This is a genomic window from Pseudomonas sp. RV120224-01b (genome assembly GCF_003208145.1).
GTDB lineage: Bacteria > Pseudomonadota > Gammaproteobacteria > Pseudomonadales > Pseudomonadaceae > Aquipseudomonas > Aquipseudomonas monteilii.
In genome coordinates, this window is record NZ_QKMQ01000003.1 from 1 (window position 1) to 18,790 (window position 18,790).

Sequence of the window (18,790 nt, forward strand, 5' to 3'; positions counted from 1 at the left end):
GATCAAGGGTGGCATTATCAGCAGGCTCAATACCGTCACAAACTTGCCGCACGAGGTGTGAAGCAGAGCATGTCCCGCAAAGGCAATTGCCTGGATAATGCGGCGATGGAAAGCTTCTTCGGCACGCTCAAGTCGGAGTTTTTCTACCTGAATCGCTTTGAGAGTGTCGAGGAACTAAAAGCGGGACTGGATGAGTACATTCACTACTACAACCATGACCGCATCAGGCTGAAACTCAATGGCCTGAGCCCTGTGAGCTACAGGACTCAGACCACTGGCTAAAACTGTCCAACTTTTGGGGGGCAGTCCAACCTTGTGGGAGCTGGCTTGCCGGCGATGGGCTGCATAGCAGCCCCACTGGCCCTATCAGGCCACCTCAGGCTCACAGCCCTTGAGCACCATGCGAATAATGGTCTCGGCCGCCGCGTCGTAATCGCTGTCGGCCAGCTTGGCCTTGCCGGTCACCGCAGAAATCTGCCAATCGAAATCCGCATACGTCTGTGTCGCCGCCCAGATGCTGAACATCAGGTGGTGCGCATCCACATGGGCGATCTGCCCGCGGTCGATCCAGCGCTGGATGCACTCGATGTTGTGCCGGGCCTGCTCGTTCAGCTGCTCAACCTGGTTCGGCGACAGGTGCGGGGCACCGTGCATGATCTCGCTGGCGAACACCTTGGAGGCGTGCGGCAGGTCACGCGAAATGCGGATCTTCGAACGAATGTATGAACTGAGCACTTCCTTCGGATCGCCGTCGGCATTGAACGGCGTCGACGCCTGCATGATTGGCGCGATGATGCTTTCCAGGACCTCGCGGTAGAGGTTGTCCTTGGACTTGAAGTAGTAATACACGTTCGGCTTGGGCAGGCCGGCCTTGGCCGCGATATCGCTGGTCTTGGTGGCGGCGAAGCCCTTGTCGGCGAATTCCTCGCTGGCCGCGCGCAGGATCAGTTCCTTGTTGCGCTCGCGAATGGTGCTCATGGTCAGGGATCTTCCTCGTGTCTGGCCACCTCTAAGAGGGATCGGGCATGGTAGCACCGGGCTCGACGGGGGCTCAAGGCAGCGGCTTTGGGCTAGAATCGATGGCACATACACATCTGGATACAGGCAAACATGGCAGGAAGCAGTCTACTGGTACTGATCGACGACATCGCCACGGTGCTCGATGACGTCTCGGTGATGACCAAAGTGGCAGCGAAAAAGACCGCAGGCGTGCTGGGCGACGACCTGGCGCTGAATGCCCAGCAGGTCACCGGTGTGCGTGCCGAACGCGAAATCCCGGTGGTGTGGGCGGTGGCCAAAGGGTCGATGGTGAACAAGGCCATCCTGGTGCCGGCGGCGCTGTTGATCAGCGCGTTCATCCCTTGGGCGGTGACGCCGCTGCTGATGGTGGGCGGTGCCTACCTGTGCTTCGAGGGTTTCGAGAAGCTGGCACACAAGTTCTTGCACAGCAAAGAAGAGGATGAGGCTGAGCACGAAGCCCGTAAGGAGGCGGTGGCCGATGCCAATGTCGACCTGGTGGCGTTCGAGAAAACCAAGATCAAGGGCGCGGTGCGCACCGACTTCATTCTCTCGGCGGAGATCATCGCCATCACCCTGGGCACCGTGGCCGATGCGCCGCTGACCCAGCAGATCATCGTGCTGTCGGGCATTGCCATTGTCATGACCATCGGCGTTTACGGGTTGGTGGCGGGTATCGTCAAGCTGGATGACCTGGGGTTGTGGATGACCCAGAAGGCTTCGCGTCTGGCTCAGGTGTTGGGTAACGGCATCCTGCAGACAGCGCCGTACATGATGAAGAGCCTGTCGGTGATTGGCACGGCGGCGATGTTTCTGGTGGGTGGCGGCATTCTGGTACATGGCATCGCGCCCTTGCATCATGCCATCGAGGCGTTCAGCGAAGGGCGCGGTGGGGCGCTGACCGGTGCGCTGCTCAACGGCGTGGCCGGGGTGGTGGCCGGTGCCGTGGTGCTCGCGGTGGTCAGCGCGGTCTCTAAGGTTTGGCGTGCCGTCAGGGGCTGACCGCCACGCCTTTTTCCTCATCGCTGGCTGCCGGTTTCCAGGCGAGTAGGCCTTTGCTGAAATCGTTGGCCGCACTCTGGTAGTAGGCAATCGCCCGACGTACCAGCGGGTTATCGCTACCCACGCTCAATTCCCGGCTGTTACCCAGTGCATCCTGATGCACACGCATGCCGCCGCGCGGGCTGAGGATCGCCAGGTCCTTACCGTCGAACAGGCCCAGGTGCTGGTAGTTGCCGATCAGTACCCGCGGCGGCAGGGTGGCTTCACGCAGCAGGTCGCGGCCGAAGAAGGTCGAGGTGTAGCTGAGATTCAGCAGGCCGAGCAAGGTCGGTGCAAGGTCGATCTGGCTGGCCAGTTGCGCGTCTTCGCGCGGGGCGATCAGCTTGGGGGCGTAGATCCACAGCGGGATCTGGTAGTTGTTCACCGGCAGGTCTTCCACACCGGCACTGCCCGCAGTGTGGTCGGCCACGAAGACAAACAAGGTATTGTCGAACCACGGTTTGCGCTTCGCTTCGCGCAGGAACTGGGCGATGGCATGGTCGGTGTACTTCACCGCACCTTCACGGCCTTCACCCGAGGGGATGTCGATGCGGCCGTCCGGATAGGTGTATGGGCGGTGGTTGGAGGTGGTCATCAGTTGCAGCAGGAATGGCTGCTGCTTGGCATGGTCGGCATCGGCCAGTTTCAGGGCCTGCTTGTACAGGTCTTCATCGGCCATGCCCCAGGCGTTCTTGAAGCCGATTTCGCTTTCGTCCACGCTGCTCTGGTCGACGATACGGTAGCCGTTGCCGCTGAAGAAGGCGTTCATGTTGTCGAAGTAGCCACGCCCGCCATAGACAAACACGGGGTCATAGCCGACAGCAGCCAGTTGCTGGCCGAGGCTGCCGTAGCCGCTTTCGCGGCCGATGCGTTTGACGATGGAGCGGCCCGGTGTTGGCGGGATCGACAGGGTGATGGCCTCCAGGCCACGGTCGGTGCGGGTGCCGGTGGCGTAAAAATTGTTGAAGTACAGGCTTTCGCGGCGCAGGGCGTCCAGGTTGGGCGTGAGGTTGCGCGGGTCGCCGTTGCTGCCCATGTACTTGGCGCTGAAGCTCTCGATGGTGACCAGGATGATGTTGGGCGTGCGTGGCTCGCCGCTGGCGTTGATATGGCGGCGGATATCCTCGGGCTCGCTGGCCTGGAACCGGGCATTGGGCTCAGCCAGCTCCTGGTGCATCTGCGCGCCGGCTTCACTGGCATCGAGGGTGGCGTAGAACTGGCTGTAGTCCAGTTCGTTGTTACGGAATGCGGCAAAGAACTGGTACGGGCCGTTGCTGGCCAGTTCGCGTTGGTAGGCGTTACCACCCTGGCCGCGGGGGAATTGCTGGTCGACCAGCAAACCGCTCAGCCCACCCAGTACAGCCAACAGCGCAATGCCGCCCAGGCGTTGGCGCAGATTGGCACCGGGGGCTGCGAGCGCCTGGCCGAGGGGCTTGCGCAAGACCACTGCAAGCAACACGGCGACCACAGCGATGCTGCCCAGCAGGGTGGGCAGTGGGTACGATTCGCGGATGTTGTCCAGCACTTCCTTGGAATACACCAGGTAATCGACCGCGATAAAGTTGAAGCGTACCCCGAACTCGTCCCAGAACAGCCACTCGGCCACCGCGACGAACAGCATCACGAACAGGCTGACGACCAGTACGCCGCCCATCAGCCGGCGATGCAAGCGCGTGCGCCATAAGCCTGCCGGGCACACGGCCAGGTACAGCCCCAGCGGCAGGGCGGCGTAGGTGAGGAAGCTCAGGTCGTACAGGGCACCACTGAAGAACAATGAGACGTAGTCGCCATGTACTTCATCCAGATGGGTGACCAGTAATACCAGGCGGGTCAGCAGGAAGATGCCGAACCACAGTGAACAAACTAACAGAAGATACCGCCACGGGGCGGCGAGGGACGTGCGCATTAAGTAGGCCTGTTTTCTTTTTTGAATGCGAGAATCCAAGCATGCTAAAGGGCAAAGTGCAAAAATTTTGTCAAAAATTTGCGGTGTTAAAGTGGAAAGCCTGGGCCTATAGTCAGTACTTTGCTTTTTCCTACAGCTCAGGGGGGGAAAACCATGTTTGGTAAAGTATTAACTTACGATGTGTACCACCTGGCGCTCTACCTGGGTACGGTCATGGCCTGGGGGGCGTTGGGCCTGTGGCTGCTGCTGCGCGGGGCGGGCGTCGAGGCGTTGTACAAGTGCTGTGCCATGTTCGGCCTGGCATTGACAATCAGCAGCATCATGCTGGTGCTGGACATCTTTCGAGTGATAGAACACTGGCAGGTAGAAGCGGGGCTGTTGCTGTTTGGTGGGTTGTTGCCTTGCCTGCTTGCCCTGACTTTCAAGGCAACTTTAAATGCGAATAGGATTGATCTGAATAAGTTGTAGGAAATTACTTACATGCTGCGCAGCCTATTGCACATGACAGCGCGTTGTTAATGCAACGCGCTGTCACGTTTCAGCGCATCAGAAGTGCACTTTCACCAGGAAACTCATGGTGTTCTGGTCCGTGGTGAACGCATCGCTGTCCTTGATGCCGTACTTGTTCTTCCAGTAGTCGTACTCCACACCCACGTACAACTGCTTCTCACCCAGGTGCAATGCCTTGCCCAGGTCGTACTTGATCTGCGGGTTGAAGTGCAGGTTGGCCTGGTAGGTGCCGCGACGGTTCTCGTCGTTGTCCACCACCCAGTCCATGAAGCCGTCGATCAGCACGTCGGAATCGCCGACCGGGATGGTGTACGACCACACCGGAGTAATCTGCCATACGTTGTCGCCGGCGCGGCTGCCGTCGGTGGTGCGGTTGTAGAAGTTCAGCTGGAAGTAGTCGAAGCCCGGGATGGCCAGGTCGAAGCCCGGGCCGATCAGGTACGACTCGGTGTCACCCTCGCCAAACTCGTAGGTCATGGCCAGCAGCACGTCCTTGACCGGGCCGAACTCCAGCTTCTGGTCGAAGATCTTGCCGAACGACAGGCGTGGGCTGAACTCGCCGTAGTAGGTGTTGGGGCCGTTGCTGGCGTCCTTCTTGCCCTGGTAGAAAATCTTGTCGATGAAGAAGAAGTTGTCGCCGTACTTCCACGCATCGGCATGCTCGAAGGTGAAGGTTTGCTGGGTCTCGGGGTTGACCTTGAAGTTCTTGCCCCACAGGTAGGTCAGGCTGTTGTTCTGCCATTGCAGCAGGTCGCCGCCGAAGGTGGTGCCACAGGCCAGCAGGCCGCCGGCGAGGATCAGGCTGTTGATGGTACGCATTGAAAGTGTCGCTCCCTTGATTGATCTGTTGTCAGCGCTCGTTGTTGGCGCTTTTTTGTCTTTTGAGTCAGCTTTTTTCGATAGGCCACAGCTGTTTGGCAAGGGTTGGGCCAACTTTTCCGGGTTGGCAAAACCTTCCTGCTCGACTTCGTTCTGAACGGATGAAAAGGGTCTTTCAGGCTGGCAACACGTTGGCCAACCGCCCGTATTCATTGACTGAGCGGTCAGTAAACGCAGGCAGAATCCGTTCTGCCCTGATCGAGGGGGCGCGCAGATTACTGGCTTGCGCGCCGGGCCTCAAGTGCTCCGTCCTGGAGCGGGGTGGTACAAACTTGTGCGTTTGGTCAGTTTTCTAGAAGTGCACTTTGATCAGCGCACTGGCGACACTCTGGTTGCTGTCCAGATTGCCGCGGCTGTCGATGCCGTACTTGTCCTTCCAGTAGCTGTACTCAAAGCCCACGTACAGCTGCTTGGCGCCCAGGTTCAGCGCTTTGCCCAGGTCGTACTTCACCTGCGGGTTGAAGTGCAGGTTGGCGTGGTAAGTGCCACGGCGGGTCTGGTCGTTGTCGGTGACCCAGTCCATGTAGCCGTCGATCAGAATGTCGGACCTGCCTACGGGGATGGTGTAGGACCAGCCGGGGGTAATCTGCCAGACGTTGTCACCGGGGCGGCTGCCCTCGGTGTTGCGCACGTAGAAATTCAGGGTGAAATAGTTGAAGCCGGGGACGTTCAGGTCGAAACCGGGGCCGATCAGGTAGGCCTCGTTGTCGCCTTCGCCGCGCTCGTAGGTCATGGCCAGGAGTACGTCCTTGATCGGGCCGAAGGCCAGCTTCTTGTCAAAGATCTTGCCGAATGACAGGCGTGGGCTGAACTCGCCGTAGTAGGTGGTGACGCCTTTGCCGGGGTCGGCCTTGCCGTTGTAGAAGATTTTGTCGACGAACATGAAGGTGTCGCCGTACTTCCATTTGTTGGCGTGCTCGAAGGTGATGGTCTGCTGGATATCAGGGTTGACCTTGAAGTCCTTGCCGTACAGGTAGGTCAGGCTTTCGCCATGCCATTGCAGCCATTCGCCTGCATGCGAGGGGAGGGTGGCCAGCAGGCTGCTGCCCAGCAACAGGGACGTGGTGATGCGCTTCATGTTGTGATTCCCGGACTTATTGTTTTTGTTGGCGGTTTTTTTGGCGCGCAGGCGCCCCGGGCGGCCCATTCCGGCGGGCCGACGGTGTTGCGTTTACTGCTTATGTGAATGCGGGGCGGCCATGCGCCGCCCCGTCTGGCTCAATGCTGGTGACAAGCGTCGTTGTGCACCGCGCGTTCGGCGCCACCGAGGATGTTGAACAGTACGTTCAACACCAGGGCACTGACCGTGGCCATGGCGATACCACTGTGGGTGATGGGTTCCATCCACTGTGGCATCTGGGCGAAGAACTCCGGGCGCACCACGGGGATCAGCCCGAAGCCGACGCTCACCGCCACCAGCAGCTGGTTGCGGCGGTCGCCGATGTCCGCTTCCTGAAGAATCTTGATCCCGGTGGCGGTCACCATGCCGAACATGGCAATGGACGCGCCGCCCAGTACCGCAGGCGGGATCGAGGCAATCAGGAAGGCCGCCTTCGGCAGCAGGCTGAGCACAATCAGCAGTGCACCGGCCACGATGGTGACAAAGCGGCAGCGCACCCCGGTCATCTGCACCAGGCCGATGTTCTGGGCGAACGAGGAGTGGGTGAAGGTGTTGAAGAAGCCGGCGATGAACGATGCACCGGCATCGCACAGCAGGCCGCGCCGCAGCATCCCTGGGGTGACTTCGCGATCGGTCACCTTGCCCAGGGCCAGGAACATGCCCGTGGACTCGACGAAGATGATCACCACCACCAGGCACATGGACAGGATCGGCGCCAGGCTGAAGGTCGGCATGCCGAAGTGCAGTGGGGTGACCACTTGCAACCACGGTGCGTCTTTCAGGCCCGACAGGTCGACCATGCCGATGGAACCGGCCAGGATGTAGCCAAGGCCCATGCCCACCAGTACCGACACGTTGACCCAGAACCCGCGCATGAAGCGGTTGATCAGCAGGATGACCGCCAGCACCAGGCCGGCTACCAGCAGGTAGATCGGCGAGCCGAAGGTTTCTGCTTCATGGCCGCCACCGGCCCAGTTGACCGCCACCGGGAACAGCGACAGGCCAATCGAGGTAATCACCGTGCCGGTGACCAGCGGCGGGAAGAAGCGCACGACCTTGGACATGAACGGCGCGATCAGCATGCCGAAGAACCCGGCGGCGATGGTCGCGCCGAAGATCCCCTGCAGGCCCACACCGGGCATGCCGGCCATGGCCACCATGCTGCCGACGGCAGCGAAGCTGGCCCCCATCATCACCGGCATGCGGATGCCCACCGGGCCGATACCGAACGACTGGATGATGGTGGCGACGCCTGCGACCAGCAGGTCGGCGTTGATCAGGAAAGCGACTTCTTCACGGGACAACCCGGCGGCCTGGCCGATGATCAGCGGCACGGCGATGGCGCCACCGTACATCAGCAGAACGTGTTGCAGGCCAACCAGGATCAGTTGGAACAGGGGCAAGGGCTCGCGCGGCGGCGCAATGGGGATATACGCCTTGCGTGACTCGGACATGCAGCACCTCGAGTTTTGTTTTTATTCTCGGATCCAAGCGTCGGCTTCAAGCGGCAGGCTCTCGGTGAAGAGAGGCTGGGGTTCCCGCTTTAGGCTGAACGCTCGATGCTTGCTTGTTGCGTATGGCTTGAAACAGAGGCCGGGGTTGCCGGCCTCTTCGCGGGTAAACCCGCTCCTACAGGGGAGCTGTGTTGACCCGATTGCGGTGTTTCAGTTGACCGGGGCACCTTTGGCGATCCAGTCGCCGACGAGCTTGCGCTCTTCGGTGGTCATCTGGGTGATGTTGCCCAGCGGCATGATCTGGCTGGCGACCGCTTGCGCCTGAATGCGCGCGGCCTGGGCCTGGATCTGCTGCGGGGTGTCGAACATCACGCCGGCAGGGGCGGCGCTGAACAGTGGGCTGGTCGGCTTGGACGAGTGGCACACGGTGCAGCGTTCCTGGATGACGTTGTGGATCTTGTCGAAGCTGTCGCCGCCAGCCTGGGCCGTCGCCTGGGCAGGTGCTTCAGCCGGTGCTTCGGCAGGCTTGGCTGCTTCTTCGGCACGCAGTTCGGCGGCGGTCTTGCCACCTACGGCAGTGGCCGGCAGTGGCTGGTACTCCACTTTCGCTGCGGCTTGCTCAGGCGAAACAGCCATCGGCTTAGGGCCGGTGACGTAGGCCAGGCAGATCATTGCCAGGGCACCGACCGGCAGGGTCCAGGCGTACTTGTTGCTGTCGTGGCGGGTGTTGAAGTAGTGGCGGATCAGAACCGCGGCTACTGCAATGCCGGCCAGGATCAGCCAGTTGTACTGGCTACCGTAGGTGCTCGGGAAGTGGTTGCTGATCATGATGAACAGCACCGGCAGGGTGAAGTAGTTGTTGTGACGCGAACGCAGCAGGCCTTTGGCCGGCAGTACCGGGTCGGGCGTCTGGTTGTTCTCGATCGCCGCCACCAGCTGGCGCTGGGCCGGCATGATGATGCGGAACACGTTACCCACCATGATGGTGCCGATGATCGCGCCGGTGTGCAGGTAGGCGCCACGGCCACTGAACACCAGGCTGAAGCCGAAGCAGGCGGCAATGATCAGGACGAACAGTACGGCACCGAGCAGGGCAGGTTTTTTACCCAGTGGCGAATCGCACAGGAAGTCGTAGATGAACCAGCCGGCCACCAGCGAACCGATCCCGATGGCCACGCCTTCGGCACCGCTCAGGGTGCTGCCAGGGGCCAGCAGGTACAGGGTCGGGTTCCAGTAGAACACCACGCACAGCAGGGCGATACCGGACATCCAGGTGAAGTAGGCTTCCCACTTGAACCAGTGCAGGTTCTCGGGCATTTTCGGGGGTGCGAGCTTGTATTTCTCCAGGTGGTAGATACCACCGCCGTGAATCGCCCAGAGATCACCCGACAACCCATCGCGCGGGTTGCTTCGGTTCAGGTGGTTCTCCAGCCAGACGAAGTAGAACGATGCACCGATCCAGGCGACACCGGTGATCATGTGAACCCAGCGAATGCTCAGGTTCAGCCATTCGTGAAGGTGTGCTTCCACAGTATGTACCTCTGCCGATCACCGTGAACGATGACCGACCTTTTCTTATTGGTGGGGATTGAGGATCAGCATCTGTTCCTCGGTGAAGTAATGCTCATCGCAGTTGTTGCCAGAACCGCTGCGATCAACCACCAGGAAGTCATCCCGCTTTTCGATCGTCAGCACCGGGTGGTGCCAGACGCCGCGATGGTAATTAACGCCCTGCCTGCCATTACTGCGGAAGGCCCGGACCAAGCCTGATACAGGTGCATCGCCAACGGGCGCGACCACGATCAGAAAGGGGTTGCCGAGCAGCGGAATGAAAGCCTGGCTGCCCAGCGGATGGCGTTCCAGCATGCGTACGGTCAGCGGCATGTCCAGCGCGTCGGCGCGGAAGATGCTGATGATCGCCTTGTCTTCAGGCTCGGCGGTTTCGACCGTGGCGAGCTTGTGAAAGCGCATGGTCGAGCCGTTGTTGATCATGAAGTGGTCGCTGCCGTCGGTTTCGATCACGTCACCGAAGGGGGCGAAGGCTTCTTTGGTCAGGGGCTCGATCATCAGGGTGCGCATGCGGGTCTCTCTTATCTATTCGTTGTACTGAAAAAGGTTCGGCTGTTGCTTACAGCTGCAGCAGGCGGAACAGGGCGATCAGGTTGATCTGCGCCAGGGCTTCCTTGAACTCGGCATCGGCATCGTTGTGGATGCGCTTCTCGAAGGAGGCGAGGATCTGGTGCCGGTTGCTGCCCTTTACCGCCATGATGAACGGGAACTGGAACTTGGCCTTGTAGGCGTCGTTCAGCTCGGTGAAGCGGGCGAACTCTTCGGCGGTGCACTGGTGAATGCCGGCACCGGCCTGTTCGTTGGTGCTCGATTCGGTCAGTTCGCCCTGGATGGCGGCCTTGCCGGCCAGGTCCGGGTGAGCGTTGATCAGTGCCAGCTGGTCGGCGTGGTTGGCGCTGAGCAGGATGTCGCTCATGCGTTGGTGCAGGGCTTCGATTTCGTCCAGCTCGCCCAGTTGGCCCAGGTCATAGGCCTTTTCGGCCACCCACGGCGAATGCTCGTAGATGTCGGCGAAGGCGCTGACGAAGGCGTCACGGCCCAGGGCGGATGGCTTGAGGGTGTTGAAGGCGGTCATCAGGCGTTCTCTTTCTTGTACGGGTGGGTGGTGTGCCAGTGGCGGGCGATGTCCACGCGACGGGCGAACCAGACCTGGTCATGGCTTTTGGCGTAATCGACGAAGCGCTTCAGGGCGGCCAGGCGCGCCGGGCGGCCGACCAGGCGGCAGTGCAGGCCGATGGACAACATCTTCGGTGCTTCGGCGCCTTCGGCGTACAGCACATCGAAGGCGTCTTTCAGGTACTGGAAGAACTGCTCGCCGCAGTTGAAGCCCTGTACCTGGGTGAAGCGCATGTCGTTGGTGTCCAGGGTGTAGGGGATCACCAGGTGCGGCTTGCCGGTAGGGTTGTTCGGCTCCCAGTAGGGCAGGTCGTCGTCGTAGGTGTCGCTGTCGTACAGGAAGCCACCTTCCTCCATCACCAGGCGACGGGTGTTCGGGCCGGTGCGGCCGGTGTACCAGCCCAGCGGGCGTTCGCCGGTGAGTTCGGTGAGGATGCGGATGGCTTCGAGCATGTGCTCGCGCTCCTGGGCCTCGTCCATGTTCTGGTAGTCGATCCAGCGGTAGCCGTGGCTGCAGATCTCGTGGCCAGCCTCGGCCATGGCGCGGATCACGTCGGGGTGGCGCTGGGCGGCCATGGCCACGGCGAAGATGGTGAGCGGGACGCCGCTGTCCTTGAACAGCTTCAGCAGGCGCCACACGCCGGCACGGCTGCCGTATTCGTACAGCGACTCCATGCTCATGTTGCGCGCGCCCTGCAGTGGCTGGGCGGCTACCATTTCGGACAGGAAGGCTTCGGACTCCTTGTCACCGTGCAGGATGTTGCGTTCGCCGCCTTCTTCGTAGTTGAGGACGAAAGACAGCGCGATGCGAGCGTTGCCCGGCCATTGCGGGTGAGGAGGGTTGTTGCCGTAACCGATCAGGTCGCGAGGGTAGTCAGCGCTCACTGCAGTCTTCCTTTTTGTGCGTTTGTGCGGGGGGTGGGCGGGCCGCGTCGGGATGTCGCACCACCGGATGGGCTGATTGTATACAACTTCTGAAATCTTTTGTAAGCCTGTTTTTCCGCATTTCTTCCCTTTTGTCGCTTCGCAGCGACCTGGAAATACAGTGCAAGAAACCTGCCTGATTGGTCAGCTAATGACATTGGGGTCGTTACAGCGCCTGTATTTGCGACCGATGGGTCGTTTATAGGCAGGAAACGTCGGGTGCGACGGATGGGTACAAAAAATTGTGTACAATTTTGCGATGGAATGTCTTAATGGCGTCATTCCCGCCTACCGCAGGCCCTGTTTGGGTGCATAGGCTGAGTATTTCTTGCCCACAGTGAACAAGAGGCGACACGCAATGGGACGTTTGACCACACACGTACTGGATGCCGCGCATGGCTGCCCGGGCAGCTCGATCAAGGTCGAGCTGTACCGTGTCGAAGGCCAGCAGCTGGAGCTGGTGAACACTGCCCTGACCAACAGCGATGGCCGCGTCGACGCGCCGTTGCTGCAGGGTGACGATTACCGTTCTGGCGTTTACCAGTTGCAGTTCAGCGCGGGTGATTACTACCGCGCCCGTGGCGTGCAACTGCCGGCACAGGCGTTTCTGGATGTTGTAGTGCTGCGCTTTGGTATCGATGAGCAACAGGAGCACTACCACGTGCCGCTGCTGATCTCGCCGTACAGCTATTCGACCTATCGTGGAAGCTAGTTGGTCGCTAGAAGAATCTTCGTAGGTCCTTTGGCCCGCTCTCACACTGGCGGGCTTTTTTTCGTCTGCTGTTTTTGTATTTTCATTTGAAATCGGCCCTTCGACTGACATTTTTGCCAGTAGCCATTCATGGGCTCAGTTGAAAAGATCGGACTTCGTGTGGCGCCTGAGGGTTCGTCCGATGAACACAAGCAACGTGTATTCGCCTTATGGTTACCGAAGCGCTAAAGCGGCGTCGACCGACGCATTAGGCTTCAATGGTCAGTTTTTTCAGGCTGCACTGGAAGGCTATGCGCTCGGAAATGGTCACCGGGTATACAGCCCTCGCCTCATGCGATTTATCAGCCCGGATGGCTTGAGCCCTTTTAACAAAGGCGGAATCAACGCCTATGCGTACTGCCTGAATGATCCTGTCAACGGGCAGGATCCCAGTGGAAAAAATCCCTTGTTCCGGCAAGTCGCTAGAAAGTTTTGGGGTGTTGTTGAGCAGGCAGCCAGCCGCTTTAAAGCGCTTACCGTGGAGGCTGGGCTCACGAACAATCAATACTGGAATATGGGCGAAGAGATGAACTATGCGAATAAGCAAGTAAAACAGAGCACGACCTTATTCAGGGAGATAACCAGCAAAAACGGCTTCGAGCAGCTCGAGCCGGGGTGGAACCACAAATTTGCACTCACCAAAGAGAATAGGTTGGTCGTATTCAGCAGCAAGGATGACCTCACGATGCCAAGTCACGGCAGCCTCGCCGAATTTTCTGGGCGGGGTTTTGGCACGAAGGGTCTTGGCGAGAGCGTGAGAAGCGCAGGGTACATCGTCGTGGGTGACGGTGGTCAAATTTCTTTCAGTAATCATTCTGGCCACTTTCAGCCCCGCTTCGAGAACCTGTATGAATTGAATGATGTCTTGGAAAAGCTCAATGTTGATGCGAATTTCATCCGAGCCTTTGGCTCTTGAAACTTCATTAGGCAGCCGGCTGCGCTTCGAGCGCCTTGTCCGCGTAATGAGCGGTGCAAACTGAGTTTTGGCAATGGGCGTCTAAGCACCCATTGCGCAGGCTAGGCGTCAGAGGAAGACGAACTTCGCAATGAAGATTGCGCATAGGACCCACAGGCTGGCCGAGATTTCCTTGTATTTGCCAGTACCCGCCTTCAATGCCACATAGCTGATGAAGCCCAGGGCAATACCATCGGCTACCGAGAAAGTCAGCGGCATCATGATGACCGTGACAATCGCCGGAATGCTGTCGGTGGCTTCGTCCCAGTGGATATGCGCCATACTGCCCATCATCAGCATTGCTACGTAGATCAGCGCGCCGGCAGTTGCATAGGCTGGGATCATCCCCGCCAGCGGGGCGAAGAACATTGCGGCGATGAACAGCAGGCCGACCACTACAGCCGTCAAGCCAGTACGGCCACCCGCCGCGACGCCCGCTGCACTCTCCACATAGCTGGTCACCGGCGGCACACCGACCACTGCGCCGAACACGCTCGAAGCACTGTCTGCTTTCAACGCCTTGGACAGGTTCTCGATACGCCCGTCCGGCGCCACCAGGTTGGCCCGCTGCGCCACGCCCATCAACGTACCGGCAGTGTCGAACATGTGCACGAACAGAAACGCCAGCACCACGCTGATCATGCTGACGTTGAACACGCCCGCCACGTCCATGGCCATCCAGGTCGGAGCCAGGCTCGGCGGCATCGACATCACCCCGCCGAACTTGACCAGCCCCAGGCCCCAACCGGCAAGGGTGACGCCGATGATGCTGATCAGGATCGCGCCAAACACCCGCTTGTAGCTGAGGATGGCGATCAGCAGGAAGCACACGGCTGCCAGCAGTGGCCCTGGCTCATGCAGCGAACCCAGCTTGATCAGGGTGGCGGGGCTGTCGACGATGATGCCTGCCGTCTTCAGGCCGATCAGCCCGAGAAACAATCCGACGCCGGCCCCCATGGCATGGCGCAGGCTGACCGGGATGCTGTTCAGCAGCCATTCGCGCACTTTCGACAAGGTCAGGAACATGAACAGCACGCCCGAGACGAATACCGCCCCCAGCGCCGTTTCCCAGTTGTAGCCCATGGTGCCGACCACGGTGTAGGTAAAGAACGCGTTAAGCCCCATGCCCGGCGCCAGGCCCACCGGCCAGTTGGCGTACAGGCCCATCAGCAGGCAGCCCAGCGCGGCGGCGATGCAGGTGGCGACGAAGGCGGCACCATGGTCGATGCCGGCGTCAGCCATGATGTTGGGGTTGACGAAGATGATGTAGGCCATGGTGATGAAGGTGGTCACCCCGGCGATCATTTCGGTTTTTACGGTGCTGCCGTGTTGCTTGAGTTTGAAAATCCGCTCCAGCCAGCTCGTTTCGAGCGGTGGGGCGAGATCCAGCGTAGGGGCTTCGGATTTGCGGCTTTCCACAGCGAGTACTCCTCAAGTCTTTCTTGTTGTTATGGAGCCATTGTCCTGCGCAATGCACTTGGCGGCTCCGCGAGGGAAGGCAGACATCTGACCGTTTTGTTGACTAATGGGTCAAGAAGTCGCTTGGTGGATTATGCTTTTGTGTACAAAGAATGCAAATAATGTTTTATCTTTTGTGTGCGCAATGCGTCGTACAACGGCTATATAGGTAAAACGCCCCCTGCGGAATCGCCTCAGCCTGTGTACAATGGCGCCATACTTTCTCTTCGTGCCTCGAGAGCCCATGAACGAACAGCTGCAACCTCTGAAAAAACCTGCACGTGTCGGCAAGGCCGGCCGCAGCGGTACCCAGGACGACATCGTCTATGCGCACATTTTCGAGGCCATCCTCGAACAGCGCCTGGCGCCGGGCACCAAGTTGAGCGAGGAAGCGCTGGGCGAAATCTTTGGCGTCAGCCGTACCATCATCCGCCGCGCGCTGTCGCGCCTGGCCCACGAAAGCGTGGTGCTGTTGCGGCCAAACCGCGGTGCGGTGGTGGCCAGCCCGACGGTGGAAGAAGCGCGCCAGGTGTTCTTCTCGCGGCGCATGGTGGAGCGGGCCATTACCGAACTGGCCGTGCAGCACGCCACCCTGGACCAGCTCAACGAGCTGCGGCAGATGGTGCGTGAAGAGCGCGACAGTTTCTCGCGTGGTGATCGTGGTGCCGGTATTCGTCTTTCCGGCGAGTTCCACCTCAAGCTGGCCGAGGCGGCGGGCAATGCGCCGCTGGTAAGCTTCCAGCGCAGCCTGGTGTCGCAGACGTCGCTGATCATCGCCCAGTACGAAAGCGGCAACCGCTCGCATTGCTCGTATGACGAACACATGCAGCTGATCGATGCCATCGAGGCGCGCGATGCCGAACAGGCCGTGAGCCTGATGATGCACCACATGGACCACATCGACAGCAAGCTGAACCTGGACGAGGAAAGTGCCTCGGACGATCTGCATGCAGTGTTCTCGCACCTGCTGAAAAAACCCAAGGCTTCCGCCAAGGGTTGATCGTTTGCCTGGGTGATTGAGAGGGGGCCGCTTTGCGGCCCTCGGTCGTTACTGGCCATCAGCCAAAGGTCTGCTAAATTCTTGTGAGCAAACCTTCATCAAGCAGTTGGGCTTGCGCATTCGTTGCGTTCAACTTCTTGAGGAATGGATTCATGAGCATGTCCCTCGGTAAACGGATGGGGGCCGAACTGGTCGGCACCTTCTGGCTGGTCCTCGGCGGCTGTGGCAGTGCGGTACTCGCAGCCAGTTCCCCTGTCGGTATCGGCGTTCTCGGTGTTGCTTTCGCCTTCGGCCTCACTGTGCTGACCATGGCCTTCGCCATCGGTCATATCTCCGGCTGTCACCTCAACCCTGCCGTCTCATTCGGGTTGGTTGTGGGTGGGCGTTTCCCGGCCAAGGAGCTGTTGCCCTACGTCATCGCACAAGTGATCGGCGCCATCCTGGCTGCAGGTGTGATCTATCTCATCGCCAGCGGCAAGGCCGGTTTCGAGCTGTCCTCGGGGCTGGCGTCCAACGGCTACGCCGACCACTCGCCCGGCGGCTACACGCTGGGGGCGGGCTTTATCAGTGAAGTGGTGATGACCGCCATGTTCCTGGTGGTGATCATGGGGGCGACCGACTCCCGGGCACCGGCAGGGTTCGCACCGATTGCCATCGGCCTGGCCCTCACCCTGATCCACCTGATTTCCATTCCCGTGACGAACACCTCGGTCAACCCCGCGCGTAGCACGGGGCCGGCCTTGTTCGTCGGCGGTTGGGCCCTGCAACAGCTGTGGCTGTTCTGGGTGGCGCCGCTGATCGGGGCTGCAATCGGCGGCGCGCTGTACCGGGGCCTGGCGAAAGAGCCTTAGCGCTGGTGCACGCAACGCCCGGCAGCGTACGTTTCACGCACGGTGCGGTCGTCGCCCAGGGTGGTGAGCACGAACAGGGTCTCTTCGATGCTGTTGGACTGCTGAATACGGTAGTCCAGCAGCGGCGTGGCCTTGTAGTCCAGCACCACGAAGTCGGCATCGTTGCCCGGGCGCAGGCTGCCGACGCGGTCGTCCAGGCGCAGCGCACGGGCGCCGCCAAGGGTGGCCAGGTACAGTGACTTGTAAGGGTGCAGGCGCGCGCCTTGCAGCTGCATCACCTTGTACGCTTCGTTCAGGGTGTTGAGCAGCGAGAAGCTGGTACCAGCGCCCACGTCGGTACCCAGGCCTACGTTGACCTTGAAGCGCTCTGCTTGCGGCAGGTTGAACAGGCCGCTGCCCAGGAACAGGTTGGAGGTGGGGCAGAAGGCCACGGCCGAGCCGGTTTCGGCCAGGCGCTGGCATTCCTCATCGCACAGGTGCACGCCGTGGGCGAACACCGAGCGCTCGCCCAACAGCTCGAAGTGGTCGTAGACGTCCAGGTAACCCTTCTGCTCGGGGAACAGCGACTTCACCCAATCGATTTCCTTGAGGTTTTCCGACAGGTGCGTGTGCATGTATACGCCTGGGTGCTCCTTGAGTAACTGACCGGCGAGGGCCAGCTGCTCTGGCGTACTGGTCGGAGCAAAGCGAGGGGTGACCGCGTAGTGCAGGCGGCCCTTGCCGTGCCAACGCTCGATCAGTGCCTTGCTTTCGGTGTAGCCGGACTCGGCGGTGTCGGTCAGGTAGTCCGGGGCGTTGCGGTCCATCATCACCTTGCCGGCGATCAGGCGCAGGTCCAGGCGCTCGGCTTCTTCGAACAAGGCATTGACCGATTCCGGGTGCACGCTGCCGAACACCAGCGCGCTGGTGGTGCCGTTTCGCAGCAGTTCCTTGAGGAAAATCTTCGCCACCTGGTCGGCGTGGTCCTTGTCGGCGAACTGCTTTTCGCACGGGAAGGTGTAGGTGTTCAGCCAGTCCAGCAGCTGCTCGCCGTAGGAGCCGATCATGCCGGTTTGCGGGAAGTGGATGTGGGTATCGATGAAGCCTGGGGTAATCAGCGCATCCTGATAATGCTCGACCGGGATGCCGGCATCCAGCGTCGGCAGCAGGTCGCTGGCGTGGCCAACGGCACTGATGCGGCCATCGTCGACCACCAGCAGGCCGTCCTCGAAGTACTCATGGGAAGCCTCCAGACCCACCTCGGCCGGGTCGGCGATGCTGTGCAGGATGGCGGCACGGTAGGCTTTGCGGGTAACGGTCATAACACACTCGTCAAATGGCTTGGCTGCGCCGGGAGGGCGGCAGCAACTGGGCAATGGGGCCGGCATTGGCGGCAGCATCGTGCTGGCCGAAGCAGGCGTTGTAGGTGGCGATGATTTCACCGGCGATGGACACGGCAATCTCGATGGGCAGCTTGCCCTTCACGTCGGGCAGGCCCATCGGGCAGCGCATGCGTGCCAGCACGGCATCGTCGTAGCCGCGTTCGCGCAGGCGATGCTCGAACTTGACCCGCTTGGTCTTCGAGCCGATCAGGCCGAACCAGGTGAAGTCGTTGCGCTTGAGAATGGCGGCGGTCAGTTCCAGGTCGAGCTGGTGGTTGTGGGTCATGACGATGCAGTAGCAGCCTGGCGGCAGGTCTGCGACTTCGTCTACCGGTTCTTCACTGACGACCTTGGTCACCCCGTTGGGGATGAGTTCAGGGAATTCCTGCTCGCGCGAGTCGATCCAGCGCACCCGGCAGGGCAGCGCGGCGAGCAAGGGTACCAGAGCACGGCCGACATGGCCCGCGCCGAACACGGCGATGTGCGCTTGCACGGCGGCCATGGGCTCGAACAACAGCACGGTAGCGCCGCCGCAGCACTGGCCCAGGCTGGCGCCGAGGCTGAAGCGCTCCAGGTGTGGGGTGGTGCGCTGTTCTTCGAGCATCTGCCGGGCGATGTGCAGGGCCTTGTATTCCAGGTGGCCGCCACCGATGGTGTCGAACAGGCCATTGGCGCTGACGACCATTTTCGAGCCGGCGTTACGCGGGGTGGAGCCGCGTTCTTCGATGATGGTCACCAGTACGCAGGCTTCGCCACGGGATTGGTGGTCGGCGAGGGCGTTGATCCATTGGTGCATGATGCAACCTCTCTATGTTGCGCCGCAGACTCTGTGGGAGTGGGCGTGCCCGCGAACACCGGCAGAGCCGGTGCCATTCACG

General features: G+C 60.6%; 19 protein-coding genes. 7 read left to right on the plus strand and 12 right to left on the minus strand.

Translation table 11 applies throughout. The features are described from left to right. Nucleotides 1-282: IS3 family transposase (locus N436_RS06200; protein WP_146232420.1), on the plus strand; the 282-nt coding region annotated here is incomplete at its 5' end. Nucleotides 283-366: 84 nt separating this feature from the next. Here N436_RS06200 and N436_RS06205 read toward each other — a convergent pair. Beyond that, a complete protein-coding gene (locus tag N436_RS06205) occupies nt 367-978 on the minus strand; it encodes a TetR/AcrR family transcriptional regulator (protein ID WP_060499633.1) in 612 nt (203 codons plus the stop codon). Nucleotides 979-1,110: 132 nt separating this feature from the next. Here N436_RS06205 and N436_RS06210 point away from each other — a divergent pair, with 132 nt between their 5' ends. Beyond that, nucleotides 1,111-2,019 (plus strand): DUF808 domain-containing protein, encoded by a 909-nt coding sequence (locus N436_RS06210; protein WP_105946140.1) that lies wholly within the window; start codon nt 1,111-1,113, stop codon nt 2,017-2,019. On the opposite strand, the gene N436_RS06215 is transcribed toward N436_RS06210, so the two are convergent. Next, nucleotides 2,009-3,964, minus strand: coding sequence for an LTA synthase family protein (locus N436_RS06215; RefSeq protein WP_110740631.1), 1,956 nt, complete (start codon nt 3,962-3,964; stop codon nt 2,009-2,011). The genes N436_RS06210 and N436_RS06215 overlap by 11 nt on opposite strands. Before the next feature lie 153 nt (nt 3,965-4,117). On the opposite strand from N436_RS06215, the gene N436_RS06220 reads away from it, so the two are divergent. Further along, nucleotides 4,118-4,432: a hypothetical protein gene (locus tag N436_RS06220; protein WP_023381453.1), complete on the plus strand. Its 315-nt coding sequence runs from the start codon at nt 4,118-4,120 to the stop codon at nt 4,430-4,432. Nucleotides 4,433-4,510: 78 nt separating this feature from the next. Here the strand turns inward: N436_RS06220 and N436_RS06225 are convergent, their stop codons facing one another. From N436_RS06225 to puuE, 7 genes are all read right to left on the minus strand, one after another. Beyond that, nucleotides 4,511-5,293, minus strand: coding sequence for an outer membrane protein OmpK (locus N436_RS06225; protein ID WP_105946142.1), 783 nt, complete (start codon nt 5,291-5,293; stop codon nt 4,511-4,513). A gap of 352 nt (nt 5,294-5,645) precedes the next feature. Then, complete coding sequence (locus N436_RS06230; protein ID WP_110740783.1) at nt 5,646-6,431, minus strand: outer membrane protein OmpK; 786 nt, start codon at nt 6,429-6,431, stop codon at nt 5,646-5,648. Nucleotides 6,432-6,571: 140 nt separating this feature from the next. Further along, nucleotides 6,572-7,927: a nucleobase:cation symporter-2 family protein gene (locus tag N436_RS06235; protein ID WP_016711731.1), complete on the minus strand. Its 1,356-nt coding sequence runs from the start codon at nt 7,925-7,927 to the stop codon at nt 6,572-6,574. Between the two features lie 210 nt (nt 7,928-8,137). Further along, nucleotides 8,138-9,457: a urate hydroxylase PuuD gene (locus N436_RS06240; protein ID WP_060499636.1), complete on the minus strand. Its 1,320-nt coding sequence runs from the start codon at nt 9,455-9,457 to the stop codon at nt 8,138-8,140. Nucleotides 9,458-9,502: 45 nt separating this feature from the next. Continuing rightward, nucleotides 9,503-10,006 (minus strand): ureidoglycolate lyase, encoded by a 504-nt coding sequence (locus N436_RS06245; protein WP_012315446.1) that lies wholly within the window; start codon nt 10,004-10,006, stop codon nt 9,503-9,505. A gap of 49 nt (nt 10,007-10,055) precedes the next feature. Further along, nucleotides 10,056-10,571: a 2-oxo-4-hydroxy-4-carboxy-5-ureidoimidazoline decarboxylase gene (uraD, locus tag N436_RS06250; RefSeq protein ID WP_105946144.1), complete on the minus strand. Its 516-nt coding sequence runs from the start codon at nt 10,569-10,571 to the stop codon at nt 10,056-10,058. Then, nucleotides 10,571-11,497, minus strand: a complete 927-nt coding sequence (gene puuE / locus N436_RS06255; protein ID WP_105946145.1) for an allantoinase PuuE — start codon at nt 11,495-11,497, stop codon at nt 10,571-10,573. Before puuE ends, uraD begins: the two co-directional genes overlap by 1 nt. Before the next feature lie 397 nt (nt 11,498-11,894). On the opposite strand from puuE, the gene uraH reads away from it, so the two are divergent. Then, nucleotides 11,895-12,248, plus strand: a complete 354-nt coding sequence (gene uraH / locus N436_RS06260) for a hydroxyisourate hydrolase (protein WP_016711727.1) — start codon at nt 11,895-11,897, stop codon at nt 12,246-12,248. A gap of 181 nt (nt 12,249-12,429) precedes the next feature. Next, entirely contained in the window at nt 12,430-13,203 is a 774-nt protein-coding gene (locus tag N436_RS06265; protein WP_110740632.1) for an RHS repeat-associated core domain-containing protein, read from the plus strand. 108 nt (nt 13,204-13,311) lie between these two features. Here the strand turns inward: N436_RS06265 and N436_RS06270 are convergent, their stop codons facing one another. Beyond that, nucleotides 13,312-14,661, minus strand: a complete 1,350-nt coding sequence (locus N436_RS06270) for an NCS2 family permease (protein ID WP_003254327.1) — start codon at nt 14,659-14,661, stop codon at nt 13,312-13,314. A 283-nt stretch (nt 14,662-14,944) separates the two neighbouring features. On the opposite strand from N436_RS06270, the gene N436_RS06275 reads away from it, so the two are divergent. Both N436_RS06275 and aqpZ read left to right on the plus strand, forming a co-directional pair. Further along, a complete protein-coding gene (locus N436_RS06275; RefSeq protein ID WP_060499641.1) occupies nt 14,945-15,700 on the plus strand; it encodes a GntR family transcriptional regulator in 756 nt (251 codons plus the stop codon). A gap of 152 nt (nt 15,701-15,852) precedes the next feature. Beyond that, nucleotides 15,853-16,551 (plus strand): aquaporin Z, encoded by a 699-nt coding sequence (gene aqpZ, locus N436_RS06280; RefSeq protein WP_016711724.1) that lies wholly within the window; start codon nt 15,853-15,855, stop codon nt 16,549-16,551. Here the strand turns inward: aqpZ and guaD are convergent. Next, a complete protein-coding gene (gene guaD / locus N436_RS06285; protein ID WP_110740633.1) occupies nt 16,548-17,852 on the minus strand; it encodes a guanine deaminase in 1,305 nt (434 codons plus the stop codon). The genes aqpZ and guaD overlap by 4 nt on opposite strands. A gap of 10 nt (nt 17,853-17,862) precedes the next feature. Further along, a complete protein-coding gene (gene xdhC / locus N436_RS06290) occupies nt 17,863-18,708 on the minus strand; it encodes a xanthine dehydrogenase accessory protein XdhC (RefSeq protein ID WP_105946148.1) in 846 nt (281 codons plus the stop codon). Nucleotides 18,709-18,790 lie beyond the last annotated feature (82 nt).

Coding starts and splice junctions, on each gene's coding strand:
- N436_RS06215 (WP_110740631.1), bottom strand. CDS start 3,964: ATGCGCACGTCCCTCGCCGCCCCGTGGCGGTATCTTCTGTTAGTTTGT.
- N436_RS06265 (WP_110740632.1), top strand. CDS start 12,430: ATGAACACAAGCAACGTGTATTCGCCTTATGGTTACCGAAGCGCTAAA.
- uraD (WP_105946144.1), bottom strand. CDS start 10,571: ATGACCGCCTTCAACACCCTCAAGCCATCCGCCCTGGGCCGTGACGCC.
- guaD (WP_110740633.1), bottom strand. CDS start 17,852: ATGACCGTTACCCGCAAAGCCTACCGTGCCGCCATCCTGCACAGCATC.
- uraH (WP_016711727.1), top strand. CDS start 11,895: ATGGGACGTTTGACCACACACGTACTGGATGCCGCGCATGGCTGCCCG.
- N436_RS06275 (WP_060499641.1), top strand. CDS start 14,945: ATGAACGAACAGCTGCAACCTCTGAAAAAACCTGCACGTGTCGGCAAG.
- xdhC (WP_105946148.1), bottom strand. CDS start 18,708: ATGCACCAATGGATCAACGCCCTCGCCGACCACCAATCCCGTGGCGAA.
- N436_RS06230 (WP_110740783.1), bottom strand. CDS start 6,431: ATGAAGCGCATCACCACGTCCCTGTTGCTGGGCAGCAGCCTGCTGGCC.
- N436_RS06235 (WP_016711731.1), bottom strand. CDS start 7,927: ATGTCCGAGTCACGCAAGGCGTATATCCCCATTGCGCCGCCGCGCGAG.
- N436_RS06205 (WP_060499633.1), bottom strand. CDS start 978: ATGAGCACCATTCGCGAGCGCAACAAGGAACTGATCCTGCGCGCGGCC.
- N436_RS06245 (WP_012315446.1), bottom strand. CDS start 10,006: ATGCGCACCCTGATGATCGAGCCCCTGACCAAAGAAGCCTTCGCCCCC.
- N436_RS06210 (WP_105946140.1), top strand. CDS start 1,111: ATGGCAGGAAGCAGTCTACTGGTACTGATCGACGACATCGCCACGGTG.
- N436_RS06220 (WP_023381453.1), top strand. CDS start 4,118: ATGTTTGGTAAAGTATTAACTTACGATGTGTACCACCTGGCGCTCTAC.
- aqpZ (WP_016711724.1), top strand. CDS start 15,853: ATGAGCATGTCCCTCGGTAAACGGATGGGGGCCGAACTGGTCGGCACC.
- N436_RS06225 (WP_105946142.1), bottom strand. CDS start 5,293: ATGCGTACCATCAACAGCCTGATCCTCGCCGGCGGCCTGCTGGCCTGT.